This window comes from Streptomyces sp. AM6-12 (assembly GCF_044327085.1).
Classification (GTDB): Bacteria; Actinomycetota; Actinomycetes; order Streptomycetales; family Streptomycetaceae; genus Streptomyces.
Genome location: NZ_JBIQWN010000001.1, coordinates 2,920,911 through 2,938,757, shown reverse-complemented (window position 1 = coordinate 2,938,757; position 17,847 = coordinate 2,920,911). Strand labels below are relative to the sequence as shown.

At 74.4% G+C, this 17,847-nt stretch carries 13 protein-coding genes; 8 read left to right on the top strand and 5 right to left on the bottom strand.

The annotated features are described in order from the left end of the window. Nucleotides 1-325: 325 nt before the first annotated feature. Together ACE4Q9_RS13115 and ACE4Q9_RS13110 are read right to left on the bottom strand one after the other, a co-directional pair. Nucleotides 326-1,960: a DUF5691 domain-containing protein gene (locus ACE4Q9_RS13115; RefSeq protein ID WP_397984426.1), complete on the bottom strand. Its 1,635-nt coding sequence runs from the start codon at nucleotides 1,958-1,960 to the stop codon at nucleotides 326-328. Between the two features lie 38 nt (nucleotides 1,961-1,998). Further along, nucleotides 1,999-3,348, bottom strand: coding sequence for an SWIM zinc finger family protein (locus tag ACE4Q9_RS13110; protein ID WP_397984425.1), 1,350 nt, complete (start codon nucleotides 3,346-3,348; stop codon nucleotides 1,999-2,001). Between the two features lie 132 nt (nucleotides 3,349-3,480). Between ACE4Q9_RS13110 and ACE4Q9_RS13105 the strand changes: the two genes are divergently transcribed. The 5 genes from ACE4Q9_RS13105 (at nucleotide 3,481) to sucD (ending at nucleotide 10,862) form a co-directional block, all read left to right on the top strand. Further along, the gene (locus tag ACE4Q9_RS13105; protein ID WP_397984424.1) at nucleotides 3,481-4,620 is read left to right on the top strand and encodes an AAA family ATPase; all 1,140 of its coding nucleotides are present in this window, start codon (nucleotides 3,481-3,483) and stop codon (nucleotides 4,618-4,620) included. Next, nucleotides 4,617-7,082 carry a DUF5682 family protein gene (locus tag ACE4Q9_RS13100; RefSeq protein WP_397984423.1) on the top strand — a complete coding sequence of 822 codons (2,466 nt, stop codon included), beginning with the start codon at nucleotides 4,617-4,619 and terminating at the stop codon, nucleotides 7,080-7,082. The genes ACE4Q9_RS13105 and ACE4Q9_RS13100 overlap by 4 nt, the downstream gene beginning before the upstream one ends. Further along, nucleotides 7,079-8,257: a VWA domain-containing protein gene (locus tag ACE4Q9_RS13095; RefSeq protein WP_397984422.1), complete on the top strand. Its 1,179-nt coding sequence runs from the start codon at nucleotides 7,079-7,081 to the stop codon at nucleotides 8,255-8,257. The genes ACE4Q9_RS13100 and ACE4Q9_RS13095 overlap by 4 nt, the downstream gene beginning before the upstream one ends. 514 nt (nucleotides 8,258-8,771) lie before the next feature. Next, nucleotides 8,772-9,950, top strand: coding sequence for an ADP-forming succinate--CoA ligase subunit beta (gene sucC / locus ACE4Q9_RS13090; RefSeq protein ID WP_285561749.1), 1,179 nt, complete (start codon nucleotides 8,772-8,774; stop codon nucleotides 9,948-9,950). Nucleotides 9,951-9,977: 27 nt separating this feature from the next. Beyond that, nucleotides 9,978-10,862 (top strand): succinate--CoA ligase subunit alpha, encoded by an 885-nt coding sequence (sucD, locus tag ACE4Q9_RS13085; RefSeq protein ID WP_037655968.1) that lies wholly within the window; start codon nucleotides 9,978-9,980, stop codon nucleotides 10,860-10,862. A 149-nt stretch (nucleotides 10,863-11,011) separates the two neighbouring features. Here the strand turns inward: sucD and ACE4Q9_RS13080 are convergent, their stop codons facing one another. Then, the gene (locus ACE4Q9_RS13080; RefSeq protein WP_397984421.1) at nucleotides 11,012-12,073 is read right to left on the bottom strand and encodes a sigma factor-like helix-turn-helix DNA-binding protein; all 1,062 of its coding nucleotides are present in this window, start codon (nucleotides 12,071-12,073) and stop codon (nucleotides 11,012-11,014) included. 110 nt (nucleotides 12,074-12,183) lie between these two features. Here ACE4Q9_RS13080 and ACE4Q9_RS13075 point away from each other — a divergent pair, with 110 nt between their 5' ends. Beyond that, on the top strand, nucleotides 12,184-13,938 hold the full coding sequence (locus ACE4Q9_RS13075) for a DUF6350 family protein (RefSeq protein WP_397987202.1): 1,755 nt from the start codon (nucleotides 12,184-12,186) through the stop codon (nucleotides 13,936-13,938). 12 nt (nucleotides 13,939-13,950) lie between these two features. Here the strand turns inward: ACE4Q9_RS13075 and ACE4Q9_RS13070 are convergent, their stop codons facing one another. Further along, nucleotides 13,951-14,802: a hypothetical protein gene (locus tag ACE4Q9_RS13070; protein WP_397984420.1), complete on the bottom strand. Its 852-nt coding sequence runs from the start codon at nucleotides 14,800-14,802 to the stop codon at nucleotides 13,951-13,953. A 281-nt stretch (nucleotides 14,803-15,083) separates the two neighbouring features. Between ACE4Q9_RS13070 and purN the strand changes: the two genes are divergently transcribed. Beyond that, nucleotides 15,084-15,713 carry a phosphoribosylglycinamide formyltransferase gene (gene purN, locus ACE4Q9_RS13065; protein WP_397987201.1) on the top strand — a complete coding sequence of 210 codons (630 nt, stop codon included), beginning with the start codon at nucleotides 15,084-15,086 and terminating at the stop codon, nucleotides 15,711-15,713. After that, complete coding sequence (gene purH, locus ACE4Q9_RS13060) at nucleotides 15,710-17,272, top strand: bifunctional phosphoribosylaminoimidazolecarboxamide formyltransferase/IMP cyclohydrolase (RefSeq protein ID WP_397984419.1); 1,563 nt, start codon at nucleotides 15,710-15,712, stop codon at nucleotides 17,270-17,272. Before purN ends, purH begins: the two co-directional genes overlap by 4 nt. Nucleotides 17,273-17,344: 72 nt before the next feature. Here the strand turns inward: purH and ACE4Q9_RS13055 are convergent, their stop codons facing one another. Next, nucleotides 17,345-17,818 (bottom strand): hypothetical protein, encoded by a 474-nt coding sequence (locus tag ACE4Q9_RS13055; RefSeq protein WP_397984418.1) that lies wholly within the window; start codon nucleotides 17,816-17,818, stop codon nucleotides 17,345-17,347. Between the last annotated feature and the right edge of the window lie 29 nt (nucleotides 17,819-17,847).

Below are 17,847 nucleotides of genomic sequence, written 5' to 3'. Positions count from 1 at the left end.
CTGCCGCGTACCGGCCATGCGCGGCATCCGGTCCCGCTGCGTCCCCGTGCTGTCGGGCACCCTGTCCTGCCGCGTGTCCGCGCCGCCTGGCACCCCATCTCGCCGGATACCCCCCTGCGGACCGGCCCTCGGTCCCGAAGCGTGCCCGCGCTCTCCGGCCCCCGATGCCGGCGCCTGCCTGTGGTCTCCGGCATCCAGTCCTGCCGCGTAACCGCGCTGCCCGGCATCCAGGCCCGCCCCAACCCCAGGCCGGCCCCCGCCTGCCCCGTCCTGCCCCACCACCCCTTGTCCCGCCTCACCCCCGTCCCGCCCGCCGCTGCCGACGTCACCTCGCCTCGGCCGTCTCCGCCGGTCTCAGTTCGTCGGCCATCGCCGCCCGCAGCCGTAGCGTGGTGACCAGTCGCTGGAACGCCTCCGACCAGTAGCCGCCGGCGCCCGGCGCGGCGTCCTCGGGTTCGTCGGGTATCGCCAGCAGGGACTGCAAGCGGGCGGCCTCGGCCGGGTCCAGGCAGCGCTCCGCGAGGCCCATCACGCCGCTGAAGCTCCAGGGGTAGCTCCCGGCGTCCCGCGCGATGTTGAGGGCGTCCACGACGGCCCGGCCCAGCGGCGCGGACCAGGGCACCGCGCACACCCCGAGCAGCTGGAACGCCTCCGACAGGCCGTGCGTCGCGATGAACCCGGCGACCCACTCGGCGCGTTCCGCCGGCTCCAGCGTGGCCAGCAGCTTGGCCCGCTCCGCCAGGGACACCGCGCCCGGTCCGCCCGCCTCCGGTGCCGACGGGGCGCCGAGCAGCGCCCGTGACCACCGCGCGTCACGCTGCCGCACCGCCGCCCGGCACCAGGCCGCGTGCAGCTCGCCCTGCCAGCCGTCCGCCACCGGCAGCGCCACGATCTCCCGCGCGTCCCGCCCGCCGAGCCGGTCCGTCCATATGCCGAGCGGCGCGGCCTCCACCAACTGCCCCAGCCACCAGGACCGTTCGCCACGCCCGGCGGGCGGGACGGGCACCACGCCGTCACGCTCCATGCCGGAGTCGCACTCGTGCGGCGCCTCCACCAGGATCACCGGTCCGTCTCCCGAACGGTCCAGGGCCACACACGCCATGGCCCGTACGGCCATCCGTCCGGCCAGGGCCGAACCCGGCAGCGCGGACAGCAGCTCCGCCGCCGTGGCCCGGACGTTGCGGCTGCGGTCGCCCAGCGCCTGCTCCAGGAACGGCTCGTCCGCCGTGGACAGGCCCGAGCGCAGCGAGTCCAGGAACATCAGCCGGTCCTCCGCCCGCTCCGTCGCCCAGGTCCCGGCCAGCAACTCGCGGGCCCGCTCGGGCATACGGGCCCGCAGCGCGCCCAGCAGGGCCACCCGCTCGGCGAACAGGCCCTCCTCCCAGAGCCGTCGTACCGCCTCCGCGTCCCCGGGATCCGGGAGCGCCGCGCCGCCGCCGGGGGCCGAGCGCAGGGCGAACCGCCAGTCCGGATTGAACCGGGCCAGCCACAGCGCCCGCGGCCCCGCGAAGGCCAGCGCCGCCGGACGCAGGTCGGTACGGCCCCGAGCCGCGTCCAGCAGTGCGGGGAGCGCCTGCGCGGGGGCCGCGTACCCGTGCGCGTTGGCCGCCGCGAGCCACTGCGGGAGCAGCTCCATCAGGTCCGGGGAACTGCCCCGCCGCCCGCCGCCGGAGCCGCCGGAACGGTCGGCCAGCAGCGACGCCAGCCGGCCGGCCGCGGCCGGGGGCAGCGCCGGGCGGGGATCCTCGGGCGCCCGCTCCGGCCGCCGCCCGGCCGGTGCGGTCCGCAGCCCGGCCCGCCGTCGTACGGTCGCCTCGGCGGCCGCGTCCAGCAGGGCGACGGGGGCGGGCCGGCCGGGTGCGAGCCGCGCGGGCGGGCGCCGGTCGGTGCCGAGGAGGGCGGTGGTGACCAGGTCCTCCCAGTCGTCCACGGCGTCCGGTCGGGCTGTGGTGCCGTTCATCGCGTTGTCATCCCTTCGGGTGGAGTGGGGCGGGGCGGTCAGCACAGCGGCACCGCCTCCCCGCCACCCTCCGGCCAGGCCGTGAGCGGGGTGAAGCCCCGGTGGCCGCACTCGCCGAAGACCGTCACCGGGGCGCCGCCGGACAGGGCGAGCAGGCGCCACAGGCCCGGACGGGAACGGGCGGAGCGGGACAGGGGCAGGGCCGAGTCCGCGTCGGCGTCGGCCAGTTGCCACTGTTCGCCGTCCGGGACCGGCACGACCCGCTCCAGGACCGCCGGGACCGACTCCAGCCAGGGGTCCTCGCACAGGGCGGTGCCGTACCGGGCCACCGCCTCGGCGGTGCCGACACCCCGCAGGCGCAGGCCGGCCGGAGCGGGCGCGGCGAACCGCTCGCCCAGCGCGGCCCGGGGCTGACCGGCACCCGGATACGCGGACAGCTCGGCGTCCAGGGCGAGGCCCACCGGCAGGGACAGCTCCGGGGCCCGGCCGCCCGCGCCGTAGGACAGCAGCAGCCGGATGCGGTGCGACGCGGTGCCGTACAGCCATATCCGCCGGGTCGTCAGTTTCGCGTCCGCCGTGTCGTACTGGGCGAGGACCAGCCAGCGGTCGCGCTCGGGCGGGCCGTCCGCCGGGGCGGGCAGGCCGAGCCGGGAGCGGACCGTGGCCGCGAGGGGCTCCGGCAGCCGGTCGCGGCGCAGCCAGCCCTGGTCGAGCAGGTGCACCAGCGCGCACTCCTCCAGCAACCGGGCCGGCCAGCCCGCGCCGGACCCCGGTATCGCCCCCAACTCCCGCACCCGCGCGGCCAGTCCGGGCGCCTGGGCGTCGACCATGCGGGCCGCGGTCTCCTCCCACAGTCCGTACCCCGCATGCTCGGCCGTGGCGAGGCCGCCGCGCAGCAGGTCGGCGAGGCGCTGCTCCAACTCGGACGCGCCCGCGGTGACCCGCTCGGCCCGGCGCTCGGCGCGGCGCCGGGCCGCCTCCGGATCGGCGGCCGCACCACCACCACCGCCACCACTGCCCTCCGGCCGCTTGTCCTGCGCGCGCTCGCGCCGGCCCGCGAGCCACTGCCCGGCCCAGTCCGGCGGCTCGGGGCGCACCGGCACCGAGCCGTCGCCGCCCGCCCACAGCAGAAGCAGCCCGAGCGCGTGCTTGCACGGGAACTTACGGCTCGGACAACTGCACTTGTACGCGGGCCCGTCGAGGTCGACCACCGTCTGGTACGGCCTGCTGCCACTGCCCTTGCACAGCCCCCACACCGCCCCCTTCCCGCTCCCCGCCCCGGACCACGGACCGGCCGTGCCGAGCCTGCTTCCCGCCTTGCGTGACGCGGCGTCAGGCGCCAGAGCCAGCACCTGGTCCGCGGTCCAGCGCACCCCCTGCTCAGTCATGTCTCCGACGGTAGATCCCACCACTGACAATCCGCCCTGCGCGGGCATTTGCGCTGGTCAGAGCGATTGTCAGTGGTGTGGTTCATCGTTGGTGGCAGATCCGAACCGGCCGAGCTGGAGGGGGCCTCAGCCATGTCAGCCAACCTTGCGTCCACGCCTTCGACGTCCGCCGCACCGCACGCGGGCGGGAACACGGCGGCCCTGCGGCCGCACGCCGAGCAGGCGTTCGCGGACGAACTCGCCGCGCTGGCCGCGCAGGACGACCGGCCGCGCCCGGCCCGCTGGAAACTGTCGCCGTGGGCGGTGGCCACGTACCTGCTCGGCGGCACCCTGCCGGACGGCACGGTGATCTCGCCGAAGTACGTCGGGCCGCGCCGGATCGTCGAGGTCGCCGTCACCACGCTCGCCACCGACCGCGCCCTGCTGCTGCTCGGCGTGCCCGGCACCGCCAAGACCTGGGTGTCGGAGCATCTGGCGGCCGCCGTCAGCGGCGACTCGACCCTGCTGGTCCAGGGCACCGCCGGCACCCCCGAGGAGGCCATCCGCTACGGCTGGAACTACGCGCGCCTGCTCGCCCACGGCCCCAGCCGCGACGCCCTCGTGCCCAGCCCGGTCATGCGCGCCATGGCGGAGGGCATGACCGCCCGCGTCGAGGAGCTGACCCGCATCCCGGCCGATGTGCAGGACACCCTCATCACCATCCTGTCCGAGAAGACCCTGCCCGTCCCGGAGCTGGGCGAGGAGGTCCAGGCGGTGCGCGGCTTCAACCTCATCGCCACCGCCAACGACCGCGACCGGGGGGTCAACGACCTCTCCAGCGCGCTGCGCCGCCGCTTCAACACCGTCGTGCTGCCGCTGCCGGAGAGCGCCGAGGCCGAGGTGGACATCGTCACGCGCCGCGTCGAACAGATCGGCCGCTCCCTCGACCTGCCGGCCGCGCCCGACGGGACGGCGGAGATCCGCCGCGTCGTGACCGTCTTCCGCGAACTGCGCGACGGCCTGACCGACGACGGCCGTACGAAGGTGAAGACGCCCAGCGGCACCCTCTCCACGGCCGAGGCGATCTCCGTCGTGACCAACGGCCTGGCGCTCGCCGCCCACTTCGGCGACGGCGTGCTGCGCCCGGCGGACGTGGCCGCCGGCATCCTCGGCGCGGTCGTCCGCGATCCGGCGGCCGACCGGGTGGTCTGGCAGGAGTACCTGGAGACGGTCGTGCGCGAGCGCGAGGGCTGGACGGACTTCTACCGCGCGTGCCGGGAGGTGAGCGCATGACCGGCGCCGGTCCGCTGCTGCTGGGGGTGCGGCACCACGGGCCCGGTTCCGCCCGCGCGGTGCGGGCCGCGCTGGACGCCGCCCGGCCCGCCACCGTCCTGATCGAGGGGCCGCCCGAGGCCGACGCGCTGATCCCGCTGGCCGCCGACCCGGACCTGCGGCCGCCGGTCGCCCTGCTCGCCCATGCCGTGGACGAGCCCGGCCGCTCGGCGTTCTGGCCGTTCGCCGCGTTCAGCCCGGAGTGGGTGGCCGTGCGCTGGGCCCTGGAGCACGGCGTCCCGGCCCGCTTCATCGACCTGCCCGCCGCCCACACCCTCGCCTGGGACACCGGACTTTCGCCCGGAGAAGGGGAGGAGGGCGAGCCCGCCGAGGGCGAGCAGGTCCGGATCGATCCGCTCGCCGCGCTCGCCGGGGCCGCCGGGTACGACGATCCGGAGCGCTGGTGGGAGGACGTCGTGGAGCACCGGGGGCCGGGGGAGCGGGACCCCTTCGCCCCGTTCGAGGCGCTGGCCGAGGCCATGGGCGCGCTGCGCGAGCGGTACGGCGTGGGCGGGCACCCCCGCGACCTGGTGCGCGAGGCGCAGATGCGGCTCCGGCTGCGCGACGCGCGCAAGGAGTTCGGGGACGCGGTGGCCGTGGTGTGCGGGGCCTGGCATGTGCCCGCGCTGCGCGAGAAGACGACCGTCACCGCCGACCGGGCGCTGCTGAAGGGGCTGCCCAAGGTCAAGGCCGACCTGACCTGGGTGCCCTGGACGCACCGCAGGCTGGCCCGGTCGAGCGGCTACGGCGCGGGCATCGACTCGCCCGGCTGGTACGGCCATCTCTTCCACGCCCCCGACCGGCCGGTGGAACGGTGGCTGACCAAGGTGGCGGGGCTGCTGCGGGCGGAGGACCGGATCGTGTCCTCCGCGCATGTCATCGAGGCCGTACGGCTCGCCTCCACCCTCGCGGCCATGCGGGGACGCCCGCTGCCCGGCCTGGGCGAGACCACCGACGCGGTGCGCGCGGTGATGTGCGACGGCTCGGACGTGCCGCTGGCCCTGGTGCACGACCGGCTGGTGGTCGGGGACGTCCTGGGGGACGTGCCGGAGTCGGCGCCCGCCGTGCCGTTGCAGCGGGACCTGGTGCGGCGGCAGCGCGCGCTGCGGCTCAAGCCGGAGGCACTGGAGCGCGAGCTGGAGCTGGATCTGCGGGGGGCCACGGACGCGGGCCGCAGCAGACTGCTGCACCGGCTGCGGCTGCTCGGCGTCGACTGGGGGCAGCCGGGGCCCTCGCGGGGGAGCACGGGCACGTTCCGGGAGACCTGGCGGCTGCGCTGGGAGCCGGAGCTGTCGGTGCGGATCGCGGAGGCGGGGGTGTGGGGGACGACCGTGGCCGCGGCGGCGCGGGCCAGGGCGGAGGCGGACGCGGCCGCCGCGGGCACCCTCGCGGACGTCACGGCACTCGCCGAACGGTGCCTGCTCGCCGGTCTGTCCGACGCCCTGCCCGCGGTCATGCGGGCGCTCGCCGACCGCGCGGCCCTGGACACGGACGTCGGCCACCTCGCCCAGGCGCTGCCCGCCCTGGTCCGCTCCCTGCGCTACGGCGACGTACGCGGCACCGACACCCGCGCCCTGGCCGGCGTCGCCGCCGGTCTCGCCGAACGGATCTTCGTCGGCCTCCCCCCGGCCTGCACCTCCCTCGACACCGACGCGGCGGAGCGGATGCGCGGCCATGTGGACGCGGTGCATACGGCGGTGGGGCTGCTGGGGGAGGCTCTGGGCGGTGCGGCGGTCGCGGCCGATGCGCGTGCCGGGGCGGTGAGCGGCGCCGGCGGAGACGGGGCGGGCGGACGGGACGGCGGCGGAACCCGCGCCGGTGGCGGCGCGGCGGGATCCTCGGCGCCCGGTGCCGGTGCCGGTGCCGGTGCCGGTGTCCGGGGGCTCGATGGGCTGCGAGGCCGGTGGCGGGGGGTGCTGGGTGGCCTCGCCGGGCGGGACACCGTTGCCGGAGTGGTCCGGGGGCGGGCGGCGCGGCTGCTGCTGGACGAGGGGGAGCTGAGGGCCGGCGAGGCGGCGCGGCTGATGGGGCTCGCGCTGTCGCCGGGGACGCCGCCCGGTGACGCGGCCGCGTGGATCGAGGGCTTCGTCGGCGGCGGGGGCGGCATGCTGCTGGTGCACGACGAGCGGCTGCTCGGCCTGGTCGACAGCTGGCTGACCGGGGTGCCGGCGGAGGCGTTCACGGACGTACTGCCGCTGCTGCGGCGCACCTTCGCGGCGTACGAGCCGGGGGTGCGCAGAACCCTCGGTGAACTGGTGCGGCGCGGACCCGGAAAGCGGACCAATCCGGCGGCCCGCGGGCCCGGCGCACCCGGTTTCGCCGCCGAGCCGGACACCGGGCGCGCCGACGCCGTGCTGCCCGTGCTGCGGCTGCTGCTCGGGACGACGACCGACGACAAGAGCCTCACGGGGGTGGGCGCATGACGACCGGGACGGCACCGACGCCATTCCAGGACCCGGGGCGCGAGCGGCTGCGGCGCTGGCGGCTCGTGCTCGGCGGGGAGCAGGCCGACGGCACCGGATGCGCGCTGTCCGGGCGGGACGCGAGGATGGACGGGGCGCTGGCCGCGCTCTACGGCAAGGGGGACAAGCCGCGGTCGGGCCGGGAGCGCGCCGCCGGGCTCGGGGCCTCGGCGCCGTCCGTGGCGCGCTGGCTCGGGGACATCCGCACCTACTTCCCCTCCTCCGTCGTCCAGGTCATGCAGCGCGACGCCATCGACCGGCTCGGACTGTTCGCCCTGCTCCTCGAACCGGAGATGCTGGAGGCGGTGGAGGCCGACGTGCACTTGGTCGGCACGCTGCTCTCGCTCAACAAGGCGATGCCGGAGACGACGAAGGAGACGGCGCGGGCGGTGGTGCGCAAGGTGGTGGACGATCTGGAGAGGCGGCTCGCCACCCGCACCCGCGCCACCCTGACCGGCGCCCTGGACCGCAGCGCGCGCGTCAGCCGGCCGCGCCATCACGACATCGACTGGAACCGCACCATCGCGGCCAACCTCAAGCACTACCTGCCCGAGTACCGCACGGTCGTCCCGGAGCGGCTCATCGGCTACGGGCGGGCCGCGCAGTCCGTGAAGAAGGAGGTGATCCTCTGCATCGACCAGTCCGGCTCGATGGCGGCGTCCGTCGTCTACGCGTCCGTCTTCGGCGCGGTCCTCGCCTCCATGCGGTCGATCAGCACCCGCCTGGTCGTCTTCGACACGGCGGTGGTCGACCTCACCGACCAGCTGGACGACCCGGTGGACGTCCTCTTCGGCACCCAGCTCGGCGGCGGCACGGACATCAACCGGGCGCTCGCCTACTGCCAGGGCCACATCACCCGGCCCGCCGAGACCGTCGTCGTGCTGATCAGCGACCTGTACGAGGGCGGCATACGGGACGAGATGCTCAAGCGGGTGGCGGCCATGAAGGCGTCCGGGGTGCAGTTCGTGACCCTGCTCGCGCTGTCGGACGAGGGCGCGCCGGCCTACGACCGTGAGCACGCGGCCGCGCTCGGCGCGCTCGGCGCCCCGGCCTTCGCCTGCACCCCCGACCTGTTCCCCGAGGTGATGGCGGCGGCGCTGGAGAAGCGGCCGCTGCCGATACCGGAGACGGCGTAAGGAAGGGGCGGAACCGGGAACCCGGGGGGCGTGGGCGGCGTCGGAGGGGGCACCGGGTAGCCGGCACCTCCGCCCGCCGCCCGGACACCTCGCTCCGCGGGGCGGCCGCACCCGGTCGGCCGAACGCCATCGGTCCGGCGGGGCGGAGCCCCGCGGGTGGGGCGGGTGGTCCCCATTGGGGTGGGGATCAACCGTTCCGGCCCCGGCGCCATCGGGGCCGTCCGGAGGCCTCACCGGGTCAACCCCAGCCCGGTGAGGCCTCGTACCCGCCGGTAGGACGAGGAGGGCGCGGCACGGCGTGCCAGAGAATCCGGCATCATGTGACAGGTATCACCGCTCGCGTGTGACCCTCGATTTAGGGAGCCCCCGCAAGCGGCGATAACCTGCGAGACGGACATGCCGCGCGCTCGGACACCGTGTGCGCCCCCCTAGTGACAAGCGGACGTCACGTTGCCCTTCGCGGCACGCCCACGCATCCAACGAACCGCGAGATCACTGATAGGGACGGAAGCGCGTGGACCTGTTCGAGTACCAGGCGAGGGACCTCTTCGCCAAGCACGATGTACCGGTGCTGGCCGGTGAAGTCATCGACACGCCTGAGGCGGCGCGCGAGATCACCGAGCGTCTGGGCGGCAAGTCCGTCGTCAAGGCGCAGGTGAAGGTCGGTGGTCGTGGCAAGGCCGGCGGCGTCAAGCTGGCCGCCACCCCGGACGAGGCCGTCGCCCGCGCGACGGACATCCTCGGCATGGACATCAAGGGCCACACGGTCCACAAGGTGATGATCGCCGAGACCGCTCCGGAGATCGTGGAGGAGTACTACGTCTCCTTCCTCCTCGACCGTGCGAACCGCACCTTCCTCTCCATCGCGTCCGTCGAGGGCGGCATGGAGATCGAGGAGGTGGCGGCCACCCGCCCCGAGGCCGTCGCCAAGACGCCGATCGACGCGATCGACGGTGTGACCCCCGAGAAGGCCCGCGAGATCGTCGCGGCCGCCAAGTTCCCGGCCGAGGTCGCCGACAAGGTCGCCGACGTCCTGGTCAAGCTGTGGGACACCTTCATCAAGGAGGACGCCCTCCTGGTCGAGGTCAACCCGCTGGCCAAGGTCGCCTCCGGCGACGTCATCGCCCTGGACGGCAAGGTCTCCCTGGACGACAACGCCGAGTTCCGTCACCCGGACTTCGAGGCGCTGCACGACAAGGCCGCGGCCAACCCGCTGGAGGCCGCCGCCAAGGAGAAGAACCTCAACTACGTCAAGCTCGACGGTGAGGTCGGCATCATCGGCAACGGCGCGGGTCTCGTCATGAGCACCCTGGACGTCGTCGCGTACGCCGGTGAGAACCACGGTGGCGTGAAGCCCGCCAACTTCCTGGACATCGGTGGCGGCGCCTCCGCCCAGGTGATGGCGAACGGCCTGGAGATCATCCTGGGCGACCCGGACGTCAAGTCCGTCTTCGTGAACGTCTTCGGTGGCATCACCGCCTGCGACGAGGTCGCCAACGGCATCGTGCAGGCCCTGAAGCTCCTGGAGGACCGCGGCGAGAAGGTCGAGAAGCCGCTCGTCGTCCGCCTCGACGGCAACAACGCCGAGCTGGGCCGGAAGATCCTCACGGACGCCAACCACCCGCTGGTGCAGCGCGTCGACACCATGGACGGCGCGGCCGCGAAGGCCGCCGAGCTGGCCGCCGCCAAGTAAGCACGAGGACGAGGACACCGACACACCATGGCTATCTGGCTCAACAAGGACAGCAAGGTCATCGTCCAGGGCATGACCGGCGCCACCGGCATGAAGCACACCAAGCTCATGCTCGGTGACGGCACGAACGTCGTGGGCGGCGTGAACCCGCGCAAGGCGGGTCAGACCGTGGACTTCGACGGCACCGAGGTACCCGTCTTCGGCACCGTCAAGGAGGCCATCGAGAAGACCGGCGCCAACGTCTCCGTCATCTTCGTGCCGGAGAAGTTCACGAAGGACGCGGTCGTCGAGGCCATCGACGCCGAGATCGAGCTGGCCGTCGTGATCACCGAGGGCATCGCCGTGCACGACTCGGCGTCGTTCTGGGCGTACGCCGGCAAGAAGGGCAACAAGACCCGGATCATCGGCCCGAACTGCCCCGGCATCATCACGCCGGGCCAGTCGAACGTCGGCATCATCCCGGGCGACATCACCAAGCCGGGCCGCATCGGTCTGGTCTCGAAGTCCGGCACGCTGACGTACCAGATGATGTACGAACTGCGGGACATCGGCTTCTCGACCGCCGTCGGCATCGGTGGCGACCCGATCATCGGCACCACGCACATCGACGCGCTCGCGGCCTTCCAGGAGGACCCCGAGACCGAGCTCATCGTGATGATCGGTGAGATCGGTGGTGACGCGGAGGAGCGTGCCGCCGCGTTCATCAAGGAGAACGTGACGAAGCCGGTCGTCGGTTACGTCGCGGGCTTCACCGCGCCGGAGGGCAAGACCATGGGTCACGCCGGTGCGATCGTCTCCGGTTCCTCCGGTACCGCGCAGGCGAAGAAGGAGGCCCTGGAGGCGGCGGGCGTCAAGGTCGGCAAGACCCCGACCGAGACGGCGAAGCTCGCCCGCGAGATCCTGGGCGCGTGAACCCCCGGCAGAGCCGCGCCCTCCGATGAGCGTGCGCCTCTGACCTGAACGCCGGTAGGCCTGTCCCGTTCCTCGGGGCGGGCCTACCGGCGTTTGCGTTGGCCACCCTGGTGGCTGCGCCGAGAGGGCTTAGGGCGGGCGACCGGAGGTCACCGCGGTGTCGGTTCGATGCGTTCGGCGCCCGACGACGCCTCCCGGCGCAGCTTCGTCCGCAGGGCCAGTTCCTCGGGGGACAGTGGGCCCATCGGGACCGCGCGGGGGACGCCGTCGACGGCCTGGGCGGGGGCGATCGGCGGCTCGTAGTGGGTCGGCGCCGTCCGCAGCGTGAGCGCCGTCGCGCCGATGATCGTCACCGTGAAGGCGATGGCCGCGCGGGTCCAGAAGACGTTGCGGCGTTCGCCGAGGGTGCGCACCGTCGGCGGGCGGGACGCGCGCAGGCGCTCGCGCGAGGACAGCTCCGCCAGCCGGCGGTGCAGCAGCGCCGTGTCCGCCAGCTCCGGGACCCGCGCCGCCATCGCCTCCCGCGCGTGCGTCAGCCGGTTCGCCGCCGCCGGTGTGCTGGCCTCCGTCTCCGCCGCCGTCTCCGGGAGGTCGAGCCCGACGCCGTCGTACAGCACGAGCGTGCGCCGGTACGACGGCGGCAGCGTGAGCAGCGCGTTCAGCAGATCCCGGTCGGCCGGATCCGCGGGCGGCGGCTCCGGCTGCCGGTAGCAGGGGCGGAACCGGTGCCAGGGGGAGAGCGCGCAGTCGTACGCCACCGCCCGCACCCACCCGGCCGGGTCCCGGTCCCTGGCGACCTCGGGCCAGCGCTGCCAGGCCAGCTGGAAGGCGCGCTCCACCGCCTCGCGGGCCAGTTCGCGGCGCCCGCACAGCAGATAGGTCTGGCGGACGAGGGCCGGGGCGCAGAAGGCGTAGAGCGCGTCGAAGGCCTGAGCGGGCGTCAGCGGCTCGGGTCCGCCGGGGTCCGGCTTCCCGGACGGTCCGTCAGGGGCCGCCGGCCCGGCGATCGCGCCGAGGAACTCGGTGTACGCCCGCCCCTCGGCACCGGTCGGCGCCCGGCGCCCTGACTCCCACGCGCGCACCGTGGCGCGGGCCACGCCGAGGCGTCTGGCCAGCTGAGCCTGGGTCAGGGAGCGGGCCTGGCGCAGGCGTCGGCGTTCCTGCGGCGGTGGCAGCGGCCCGGCGGGGATCTGCGTGCTCGTGCTCACCATGCGCCCTTTCGTACGATAAGTGACATAAACATATATTGAGCGACACTACGGTGCTTCCCCTGTTACGCCGGGAAAGCGCGTGTCGTTGGGACCATGGCCGGGTGACCCAGATGACCGCGCGCCGACCGTCGCTCACCCCCCTGTCCAGCCGACTGCGCGACCGTTCGCCCGGACTGTCCGCGAGCCTGCTGAACGGCGTGGTCGCGGCCGGACTCGGCCTCGGCGCGCTCACCGTGCTGGTCCTGGGCCTGTGGATCAGCTCGCCGTACCCCGACAGCGGGCCGGGCGGCGCGCTGCACATCGCCGCCGCGCTGTGGCTGCTCGGCCACGGCGTCGAACTGGTCCGCACCGGCACCCTCTCGGGCGCGCCCCTCCCGGTGGGCGTCACCCCGTTGCTGCTGCTCGCGCTGCCCGCGTGGCTGCTGTACCGGGCGGGCCGGTACGCCACGGACGCCTCCGCCGAGCCCGACGGGCCGCCACCCGTGCCCGTGCGCACGGCCTGGCTCGGTGTGGTCCTCGGCTACCTCGCCGTCGGCACCGCCGTCGCCCTGTACTGCTCCGGTGGCGAACTCCGGCCCTCCTGGGCCTGGTTGACGGTCTCCTTCCCGCTCGTCGCGGCGGCCGGGGCGGGCGCCGGGGTGTGGTCGGCACACGGCTGCCCGCCCGCGCCGCTGCTGGTCGTGCTGAAGGCGGTGCCGCACCCGGTACGGCGGGTGGTGTTCGGTACGGACGCGCGGGCGCGGGCGGCCACGGCGGTACGGGCCGCCGGTGCCTCGACCGCGGTGCTGGCCGGCGGCGGGGCGCTGCTCGTCGCCGCCTCGACGGTGTGGCACGGGGACGCGGCGCGGGCGTCGTTCGTCCAGCTGACGGACGGGTGGACGGGCCGGTTCGCGGTGCTGCTGCTCGGCATGGCGCTGGTCCCCAACGCCGCGGTGTGGGCGGCCTCCTACGCCCTCGGCCCCGGCTTCGTGCTCGGCGCCGGGCACCCGGTGCATCCGCTCGCCTCCGACCCGGCGCCGCTGCTGCCGCCGTTCCCGCTGCTCGCGGCGGTCCCGGACGCGGGCCCCGGCACCCGGCTGAACTGGGCGGCCGCGCTGGTGCCGGTGGCGGCGGGGGTGGTGGCCGGGTGTTTCGTGGCCCGCGGCGCGGTACGACGCCCAGGGCGGGGGGAGCCGCCCCGGATGCGCTGGTCGGCGGCCCGTACCGCCGGTGTGACCCTGCTGACGGCCGCGGTCTGCGCCCTTCTGCTGGCCCTCCTCGCCGGCCTCTCCGGTGGCGCCCTGGGCGTCGACGCGCTCTCCCGCTTCGGGCCCCTGTGGTGGCAGACGGGCCCGGCGGCGGGCGCCTGGACCGCGCTGCTCGGTATGCCGACGGCTCTCGTCGTACGGGCGTGGCGGCTGCGGGGCGCGGAGACCCCGAAGACGGCGCCGGGCGCACAGAAGCCGACGGGTTCGCGGAGGCCAACGGGCTTGCAGGACCCCAAGTCCCCGGAAAGAGCGAAGGATTCAGGGAAGGCGAAGGACTCCGGAAAGGCGAAGGACTCCGGGAAGGCCGGCGGCAGAGCCGAGCGCGAGGACGACCGCCGGGACGAGGACGCCTACGACATCCTCCCCGCCGACCCTCCGGCGGAACTCCGCGTCGAACTGCCCGCCGGCTTCCGCCCCGAGCGGCCCGCGGCCGCGCCGCCCGCCACGGAGATCCCGGAAACCCCGACAACCCCGAAGGCCGCCGGAACCACAGAACCCCCCGAAACCCAGCCCACCGCCGAGCCCCAGCCCACCGCCGAGACCGAGGAACCCCCCGGAACCCCCGAGACTCCCGGAACCCCGGGGACAACCCCCGAAACGCCCCCCGAAACCCCCTGACCCCGCCCCGCTCTACTCGTTCCCCGCCCCCAGCACGCTCCGCAGCTGCTCCGGCAGCAGCGTCTGGCACGACTGCTTCGCCTCGTGCGTGAGCGCGTCGTTCACACACGTGAAGTAGTCGCGGTAGACGAACTGGACCGTGAACGTGGAGGCGACCAGCACCAGGGCCAGGGACGCCGTGACCAGACCGCCGACGGCCGCCGTCGTCTGGGGCCGGCCCGGGGCCGGGGCCGCCGGCTTGGCCGGGTCGGGGGTGCGGGGCTTGGCGCGCAGGGAGCTGATGCCCCAGTACAGCGCCAGCGCGCCCAGCAGCAGCGAGACGTACGGCCAGCTGAACAGGGCGAAGAAGATGGCCCACATCCCGGACAGCAGCGCGTACCGCGCCCGGCGCTGGACCGGGTCCGTGGGGTCCCAGCGCATGCCCGCGCCGGGTCCGCCCTGACCGCTGCGACCACCCTGCCCGCCGGGACCGCCCTGGGGGCCCGCGCCGGGACGCTCGCCGAAGCCGCCGGAGGACCGACCGGGCTGCCGGTCGCTCCACTGGCTGCCCCAGGGGCCGCCGCCGTGACCGCCCTGGCCGCCACCGGGACCCTGCGGACCGGAGGCGCCGCCCGGATGCCGCGGTTGCCACGGGCGGTCCGGTGCGCCCTCCGGCGGCGGCGCGAACGGATTGTCCTGCTCGCCCTCACCGCCGCGGCCACCGCTCCCGGACTCGCCGCCCTGCCCCGCACCGGAGCCCTGAGCCCCGCCCCGCGGAGCGTCGGGCGGCGTCGAGGGCCGCTCGCGCAGCAGCACTCCGGCGCGCTCCCCTCCCTGGGCCGGAACTGGCGGGAACGCGCGGAGTCGCAGGCTGCGGACGGGCATCAAAAGAGCGTCTTCCCCTAGATCAACACGGCTGGTCGTCGTGAGCTTCCACCTTGTCAACGCGTCGTACGACGACCGCGTTCCCGGGGCTGCTCCTGTCGATTCCCCCCGAACGCTACCTCCCGGCCACGCACCCGTCCCGTGGGGGCCGTCCGGGGTGCCGGTATCGTTGCTGGCGGTCGGCCGCTTCGTAGACTTCCCCGTATCACGGGGCGCGAAGCATTCGTATGACCATACAAACCGCCGACGGTACAGACCGCTTCGTGAGAAAGGGCCCCACCGTGGCCGCCAACCCCGTGGCCAAGCGCCTCGTCGTGCTGGTCTCCGGATCAGGCACCAACCTCCAGGCGCTCCTGGACGAGATCGAGCGCACCGGAGCCGAGGCGTACGGCGCGCGGATCGTCGCCGTCGGGGCCGACCGTGACGGCATCGAGGGGCTCGCCCGCGCCGAGCGGGCCGGGCTGCCGACGTTCGTGTGCAAGGTGAAGGACCACGCGAGCCGCGCGGAGTGGGATGCCGCCCTGGCCGCGGCGGTCGCGGCGTACGAGCCCGATCTCGTAATCTCCGCCGGGTTCATGAAGGTCGTGGGCAAGGAGTTCCTCGCGCGCTACGGCGGGCGGCTCGTCAACACCCACCCGGCCCTGCTGCCCAGTTTTCCCGGCGCCCACGGCGTCCGCGACGCGCTCGCGTACGGCGTCCGGGTCACCGGCTGCACCGTCCACTTCGTCGACGACGGCGTCGACACCGGTCCGATCATCGCGCAGGGCGTGGTGGAGGTCCGGGACGAGGACGACGAGAGCGCGCTGCACGAGCGCATCAAGGAAGTCGAGCGAAGGCTGCTCGTCGAGGTCGTGGGCCGGCTCGCCCGGCACGGCTATCGCATCGAGGGACGAAAGGTAGTTATCCAGTGACCGCCGAGAGCAACAAGCGGCCCCTTCGCAGGGCGCTCGTCAGCGTCTACGACAAGACCGGCCTGGAAGAGCTGGCGCGCGGGCTGCACGAGGCCGGTGTCGAGCTGGTGTCGACCGGTTCCACAGCCTCCCGCATCGCCGCCGCCGGCGTCCCGGTCACCAAGGTCGAGGAGCTGACCGGCTTCCCCGAGTGCCTGGACGGCCGGGTCAAGACCCTGCACCCGAAGGTGCACGCCGGCATCCTCGCCGACCTGCGCCTGGAGAGCCACCGCGAGCAGCTCGCCGAGCTGGGCGTGGCCCCGTTCGACCTGGTCGTGGTGAACCTCTACCCGTTCCGCGAGACCGTCGCCTCCGGCGCCTCGGCCGACGAGTGCGTGGAGCAGATCGACATCGGCGGCCCCTCGATGGTCCGCGCCGCTGCCAAGAACCACCCCTCGGTCGCCGTCGTGACCAGCCCCGACCGGTACGCCGACGTCCTCGCGGCCGTCCGGGACGGCGGCTTCGACCTGGCCGCCCGCAAGCGGCTGGCCGCCGAGGCGTTCAAGCACACCGCCGCCTACGACGTGGCCGTCGCCTCCTGGTTCGCCGCCGACTACGCCCCCGCGGACGACTCGTCCTTCCCGGACTTCGCCGGTGCCACCTGGGAGCGCAAGAACACCCTGCGCTACGGCGAGAACCCGCACCAGGGCGCGGCGCTGTACGTGGACGGCACGGGCGGTCTGGCCGAGGCGGAGCAGCTGCACGGCAAGGAGATGTCGTACAACAACTACACGGACACGGACGCCGCGCGCCGTGCCGCGTACGACCACGACGAGCCCTGCGTCGCGATCATCAAGCACGCCAACCCCTGCGGCATCGCGGTCGGCGCGGACGTCGCCGAGGCGCACCGCAAGGCGCACGCCTGCGACCCGCTGTCCGCGTTCGGCGGCGTCATCGCCGTGAACCGGCCGGTCAGCAGGGAGATGGCCGAGCAGGTCGCGGAGATCTTCACCGAGGTCATCGTCGCCCCGGACTACGAGGAGGGGGCGCTCGAAGCCCTCACCAAGAAGAAGAACATCCGGGTGCTGAAGGCGGCGGGCGCGCCGGGCAACCAGGTCGAGGCCAAGCCGGTGGACGGCGGTCTGCTGCTCCAGGTCACCGACCGGCTCCAGGCCGAGGGCGACGACCCTGCCAACTGGACGCTGGCCAGCGGCGAGGCACTGTCCGCCGAGGAGCTGAAGGACCTCGCCTTCGCCTGGAAGGCGTGCCGCGCGGTCAAGTCCAACGCGATCCTGCTCGCCAAGGACGGCGCCTCGGTCGGCGTCGGCATGGGCCAGGTCAACCGCGTCGACTCCTGCAAGCTCGCGGTCGAGCGGGCCGGGCAGGAGCGGGCCCGCGGTTCCTACGCGGCCTCCGACGCCTTCTTCCCCTTCCCCGACGGCCCGCAGATCCTGATCGACGCCGGTGTCCGCGCGATCGTCCAGCCCGGCGGCTCGGTCCGCGACGAGCTGGCCGTCGAGGCGGCCCAGAAGGCGGGCGTGACCATGTACTTCACGGGCACGCGGCACTTCTTCCACTGAACCCGTCAGCGGGCGTACGGCGGCCTCCGGCCCTCCCCCGAGGGGGCCGGAGGCCGCCGCGTCCCTCTCCGGTCAGCAGGGACGCAGGGAGTAGATCGGGTCCCAGGTGGCGGTGCCGGCCTGGTAGGCGGTCGAGGTCCAGCGGACGCTGCCGTCCTGGTTGAAGAACCGGGCGACCGTGCCGGGCGTCTGGTTGTTGGTGAACGGGCCGTCACCGGTCCAGTTGCTCACCGTCCACGTCTGGCACTTGTAGAAGTCGAACGTGGTGCCCCTGACGACCATGCAGAGGTGGCCGTACGCGCAGGCCAGGTCCTTGGCGGCGAGCCTGCCCGCGGGGGCCTTCGTGAGGGTGAGGCCGTCGTAGCGGACCCGGTCCTTCGTCACCTCCAGCGCGGCCGGGTGGCCCGGCAGCAGCTGGTCGGCGGTGCGCTCGACGGCGGTGACGCGGGTGCCGTCCGGGGCGGCGGAGGCGGTGGCCGCGGCCGTGGAGCCGGCGAGCAGGGCGGTGGCCGCGACGAGCAGCGCGGCGGGCTTGGCGATCTTCACTGTTCCCCCATGTGAACGATGCACTGTTC

What these genes read in the sequence shown, in the direction of transcription:
- ACE4Q9_RS13100 (WP_397984423.1), top strand. Translation starts at nt 4,617, where the DNA reads ATGACCGGCGCCGGTCCGCTGCTGCTGGGGGTGCGGCACCACGGGCCC.
- sucD (WP_037655968.1), top strand. Translation starts at nt 9,978, where the DNA reads ATGGCTATCTGGCTCAACAAGGACAGCAAGGTCATCGTCCAGGGCATG.
- ACE4Q9_RS13080 (WP_397984421.1), bottom strand. Translation starts at nt 12,073, where the DNA reads ATGGTGAGCACGAGCACGCAGATCCCCGCCGGGCCGCTGCCACCGCCG.
- ACE4Q9_RS13115 (WP_397984426.1), bottom strand. Translation starts at nt 1,960, where the DNA reads ATGAACGGCACCACAGCCCGACCGGACGCCGTGGACGACTGGGAGGAC.
- ACE4Q9_RS13095 (WP_397984422.1), top strand. Translation starts at nt 7,079, where the DNA reads ATGACGACCGGGACGGCACCGACGCCATTCCAGGACCCGGGGCGCGAG.
- ACE4Q9_RS13075 (WP_397987202.1), top strand. Translation starts at nt 12,184, where the DNA reads ATGACCGCGCGCCGACCGTCGCTCACCCCCCTGTCCAGCCGACTGCGC.
- ACE4Q9_RS13070 (WP_397984420.1), bottom strand. Translation starts at nt 14,802, where the DNA reads ATGCCCGTCCGCAGCCTGCGACTCCGCGCGTTCCCGCCAGTTCCGGCC.
- ACE4Q9_RS13105 (WP_397984424.1), top strand. Translation starts at nt 3,481, where the DNA reads ATGTCAGCCAACCTTGCGTCCACGCCTTCGACGTCCGCCGCACCGCAC.
- ACE4Q9_RS13110 (WP_397984425.1), bottom strand. Translation starts at nt 3,348, where the DNA reads ATGACTGAGCAGGGGGTGCGCTGGACCGCGGACCAGGTGCTGGCTCTG.